Source organism: Pedobacter sp. 01N416, from assembly GCF_056399685.1.
The window spans coordinates 1-5090 of sequence record NZ_JBFTRT010000553.1 but is presented as its reverse complement, the minus strand read 5'-3'; the positions used below and the strand labels follow the sequence as shown (position 1 = coordinate 5090).

Below are 5090 nucleotides of genomic sequence, written 5' to 3'. Positions count from 1 at the left end.
GGTTACTGCCCTGAACGAATATCCTGAAGTTCTGTATTTTCATATTCAGTGCCTTTTTAAGGTTATAACCAACCTGCAGGTTGCGCAGCTTGAGGTAAGATCCGTTTTCAATAAAGTAAGTAGAGAACCTTCCTTCATTATTGCGGTCTACAAGAGTAAGCGCTGGAATGGTAGAGCCTGGATTTGAAGGACTCCAGGCATCAAGCGTCCTGCTGCCCCAGTTCGTACCTGTCCAAAGCGAAGAAAAATCGGTATAGGTCTTAAAGTCGTTCACCACATCTACATTGATGGCCTGTAGGAAAAAACTCATATCGAAGTTCTTATAGCTAAGGGAAACATTCAGTCCATAAGTGAACTTAGGGCTATTGTCGCCTATAAAGTCACGATCCAGATCGTTAATCACTCCATCGTTGTTTATATCCTTATATTTAATCCTGCCTAATCCTTTTCCAGGCTGACTGGCATAAGCATCCACTTCTGCCTGTGAAGTAAAGAGGCCATCGGCAACATATCCAAAGTACGAGTTTATGGGCCTTCCGAGTACGTTTTTGTCGGTGCCATTGCCGGGATAGGAAGCCAGTACATCTTTAGGCAGATAGGTCACCTTGTTCCTGTAAAGCGAAAAGTTACCCGTCAGGCTGAAACTAAAATCATCACCAATCTTATCTTCATAGGTAAGAATCGCATCAAGCCCTTTGTTCTGGAGCGAAGCCCCATTACTGTAGCTGTTCCCTCCATCTCCAAGCACCGCCAGGTAAGCGGGACTGATTAGAATATCTGAGGTTTTCTTAATAAAATAATCAACAGAACCGGTAAGCTTATTGTTCCATAAACCAAAGTCTAAACCAAAATTCGACTCTCTTAAAGACTCCCATTTCAGATTGTCGTTGCCCTGTTGGATAAGGGTAAAACCAGAGGGCAGCTGACCTGTGCCTGCGCCTGTGATATCATATGCAGTACCTTTATCAAAGTCCCATGTCGGGTCAGTCCCGTAAATAGCAGAGTATAGCGAGCGTGTGGCATTGTTGGGGATTTCCTGGTTTCCAGACCGGCCCCAGCCGTACCTAAGCTTCAGATCAGAAAACAGACCCAGATCCTTTATAAACTTTTCTTCACTCATCCTCCAACCAAGTGAGAAAGCTGGGAAAGTRCCGTATCGGTTATCTTTACCAAAACGCGAAGAGCCATCTCTTCTTAAAGTTACAGAGGCAATATAACGGTCGTTGTAACTGTAGTTGACCTTACCGAAATAAGACAACAGTTTGTTTCCCGCGCCACTTCCCCCGTTGAGGGTATTTGAGCTACCTGCATTAAGGTAGGCATAATCAATATTTTCTATCGCAAGCCCTTGTCTGCTTGCAGAAAACTCCTGACTGATGTTCTTTATGTATTCCTGACCGGCAAGTATTTCCAGGTTATGTTTATCCTTGGTGACCTTATAGTTAAGGGTATTCTGCCAGATGATATTCCCCTGATAGGTCTGTGCATTGCTCACCTGGTTTGCAGGATCTGCCAAAAAGCCCGAAACATATGATTTCTTTAACAAACGTTGATAGCTACCGTTATAATCTACACCAAAATTTGTCCTGAAGTTCAATCCAGGAATGATCTGGTAATCCGCATATGCATTTCCAAAGAGCCTATAAAAATTGTAAGCATTCTGCTTGTTGTCTTCTATTAATCTAACCGGATTCTGTCTATCGGTCATTCCTGCTGCAGGGCCTCCCCAGCCTCCGCTTGTGGTGCCGTATATTTCCGGCTTCTTGACTCTTTTACGATACCCTTATTATCATAATAACCCACTGAAAAAAGACTGTTCCCCTTTTCACCGCCATTGGAAAGGGCAGCATCATAGGACTGAATAATCGAATTTTGTGCAATCTCATCAAACCAGTAAGTATCTGCAGCCTTCATGGTCTTTGCCGCATCGATATACTCCGGAAAGATCACACGGTTGAGCACTGGATTGTTAAAGTTATTATTCCAGTCATATTGATAGATCTGGTTATTATTGGGGTTGGCCTTATCGTTTACCGCCGCCTGCCAATAGGCACGGCCTCTTTCTTCGGCATTAAGCGTTTTAAGTTTGGTGGCATAATTCTGAATGGATGTCGAGGCATTGAAGTCGATCTTTGAATAACCTTTCTTGGCCTTTTTTGTAGTGATGATGATTACCCCATTCGCTGCACGTGAGCCATAAATAGTAGCCGAAGACGCATCTTTAAGCACCTGAATAGATTCAATGTCGTTCTGGTTTAACTGTTCCAACCCGTTTTTGGTTGGTACGCCATCGATTACATAAAGCGGGTCGTTATTGCCCAGGGTTCCAATGCCGCGGATTCTTACTGTTGCCTGACCAGTTGGAGAACCGTCGGTGGTAATCAGCACCCCTGGAACCCTTCCCTGAAGAGACTTTACAGCATTACCAGAAGGGATATCCCTGATCTTTGAAACATCAACTACATTGACCGCTCCGGTGATGTCTTTCTTGCGTTCCTTCTGATAACCCGTAACCACGATCTCGTTGAGCTTATTGATCGCGATGTCGAGTTTGACCTTAAGATTGGCCGATTCTGCGGTAATGGGAATGGTCAATGGTTCAGCTCCAATATAAATAAACCTAAGCGACTGACCAGCAGAAGCTTCAATTTTAAAACTACCATTAGCATCTGTAGTCACCGTTTTTTGGGTACCTACGATCACTACGGTTACAGCCTCCAGAGGGATGGATTCATTGTCGGTGACAACGCCGCTGATTACCCTGGTCTGGCCAAATGCCAGGCACGTTACCATACAGGCAAAAAGCCAGGTAAGGAAAATTTTTCTCATAAAAATTCAGATTTGGTTAGTATTATGTTTAGTTAAAATATTTCATCAATAAATTTTTTGTATTCTTCAATCTCATATTCCGGACAGCCCCCCTTTTTCGTGGCTATAAAAGCGCCCATTCCTATCGCATTTTTTATAATGGTTTTTGGTGCCAGTCCCAATTGATGGCTGGCAATGAAGGCTGCAAGAAATGAATCTCCACTCCCAATGGTATCGTTAACCTTAACTTCGGATCCCCAGGCATGGTAGGATTGATCCAATCTATAATAGGAAGCCCCAAATTCTCCTTTAGTTACGATTACCTCTGGAACATTGAAGCGTTCCTGTATAAAACGGACCTGCTCTTTCTCATTTATGAACCTTCCCCCGAAAAGAATCTGGGCCATATGTAGCTCCGACTCGTTAAATTTTATGATATCAGCCCGTTCCATCAGATTTGCCAACAGGCTCTTATCAAAGAAAGGAGGGCGGAGATTGATATCAAATACCTTTATCGCATCGCTTTCCAGGAATTTGAACAGCGTCTCTCTGGAAAGTGTATTTCTGGAGGCGAGGCTTCCATATACAAAATATGTGGATGACTTCAGTGCGCTATCGATCACGGACTGATGATCGATAAAATCCCATGCCACGGGAAACACGATTTCATAGGAAACCTCATTTCTGATGCCCACACGGGCAATCACTTCACTGGTAGGGTGGATCGTATCGCGCTGAAGGAGGCTTTTGTTAATTTGCCAACCATCAAGCAAACGCTCCAGTTTCACTCCATTTTCATCATCTCCGACTTTACTGATGATACTGCTGGACAGGCCAAGCTTATTGAGGTGATAGGCAACATTTAGCGGTGCACCACCTGGCATGCGCCCATCAGGCAGCACATCCCATAATATTTCGCCAAAGCATATAGCAGGTGTGATCATATTCTTGTCTTTCTTTTTTATTTAGTGCATTACAATTCCGGTTTCTATCTGCTCCAGAGATTTCCCCTTTGTCTCAGGCATCATTTTCCAAACGAATACCAGCTGCAATACCATCATGGCACAGAAAAAGAAAAATATGTTTGCCCCTCCAAATGACTCTGCCAGATAGGGAAAGCAGAATGCAATCAGTGCTGCCATTACCCAGTGAGTAGAACTACCAAGTGTTTGCCCCTTTGCCCTGACCTGATTTGGGAAAATCTCTGAGATGAATACCCAGATAACTGCCCCTTGCGAAAAAGCAAAAAAAGCAATAAAGAGCATTACATAAATCGGAATCTCAAACCCGCTGGATGAACCGCCCAAAAATGCAACTGCAACAAGTCCAAGAGAAACAATCAGTCCGAAAGAACCAATCAGCATCAGTGTTTTTCTCCCAACTTTATCTATAATATTGATTGCAAGAAGCGTAAATATAAAATTGACCATTCCGATACCAACAGTTGATAAAAGTGAAGAATGCGCACCAAGCCCTGCCATTTCAAAAATTCTTGGCGCATAATAAATGATGGCGTTTATGCCGGATACCTGGTTAAAGAAAGCAAACAGCACGGCAAGGATAATTGGCCTGTTGTACTTTCCTGAAAAAAGTCCATCCGAAGATTTATCTCGCTGCATATCCTGACCGGATTTCTGTATAGCGGCGAGCTCATCATCGCAGTTTAGTGGATTTATGATGCGTAGGATTTCCAATGCTTTATCGTACGCACCACGCTTAAGTATAAGCCATCTTGGACTTTCAGGAATAAAGTAGATTAGCACAAGGAATATGATGGATGGAAATGCCTGAACACCAAGCATCCATCTCCAGGATGCCTCTCCTCCCTGGCTTAGCAAATAGTTTGAAAGATAGGATATCAATATTCCCAGTACAACATTGAACTGGAAAAGCCCTACAAGCCGGCCCCTTCTATGTGCCGGAGACACCTCTGAAATATAAATGGGTGCAGTAACGGAAGATATCCCCACACCTAAACCACCCAAAAAGCGGAATGCTAAAAAGATATACCAATTATCTGCCAGCGCGGTACCAAGTGAGGAAAGTAGATATGCTGCAGCTACGAAATAAAGTGTATTTTTTCTTCCGAAATAATCAGAGGGGCGGGATCCTACCAGAGAGCCGATTACCGTACCGATAAGTGCAATAGATATGGTAAGTCCATGCGAAAATGCGGAAAGCTTCCAAAACTGTTGAATGGATTTTTCAGCACCTGATATTACGGCTGTATCGAATCCAAACAGAAAGCCGCCTAGGGCTACGACCATGGACCAAGCCAGGAC

The 5090-nt window shown here is 43.6% G+C and carries 4 protein-coding genes; all 4 read right to left on the bottom strand.

Annotation, left to right across the window (positions count from 1 at the left end; translation table 11 throughout):
* On the bottom strand, positions 1-1708 hold a 1708-nt coding region (locus AC1DND_RS23435), incomplete at its 3' end, for a SusC/RagA family TonB-linked outer membrane protein (protein WP_477584998.1).
* Complete coding sequence (locus AC1DND_RS23430) at positions 1705-2829, bottom strand: TonB-dependent receptor plug domain-containing protein (RefSeq protein ID WP_477584997.1); 1125 nt, start codon at positions 2827-2829, stop codon at positions 1705-1707. The genes AC1DND_RS23435 and AC1DND_RS23430, both read right to left, overlap by 4 nt.
* 32 nt (positions 2830-2861) lie before the next feature.
* Positions 2862-3752, bottom strand: coding sequence for a carbohydrate kinase family protein (locus AC1DND_RS23425; protein ID WP_477584996.1), 891 nt, complete (start codon positions 3750-3752; stop codon positions 2862-2864).
* Between the two features lie 21 nt (positions 3753-3773).
* The coding region (locus AC1DND_RS23420; protein ID WP_477584995.1) for a sugar porter family MFS transporter at positions 3774-5090 on the bottom strand (1317 nt) is incomplete at its 5' end.

Bases quoted from the DNA above. Each gene is read 5' to 3' on its own strand.
- AC1DND_RS23430 (WP_477584997.1), bottom strand. From the start codon at position 2,829: ATGAGAAAAATTTTCCTTACCTGGCTTTTTGCCTGTATGGTAACGTGC.
- AC1DND_RS23425 (WP_477584996.1), bottom strand. From the start codon at position 3,752: ATGATCACACCTGCTATATGCTTTGGCGAAATATTATGGGATGTGCTG.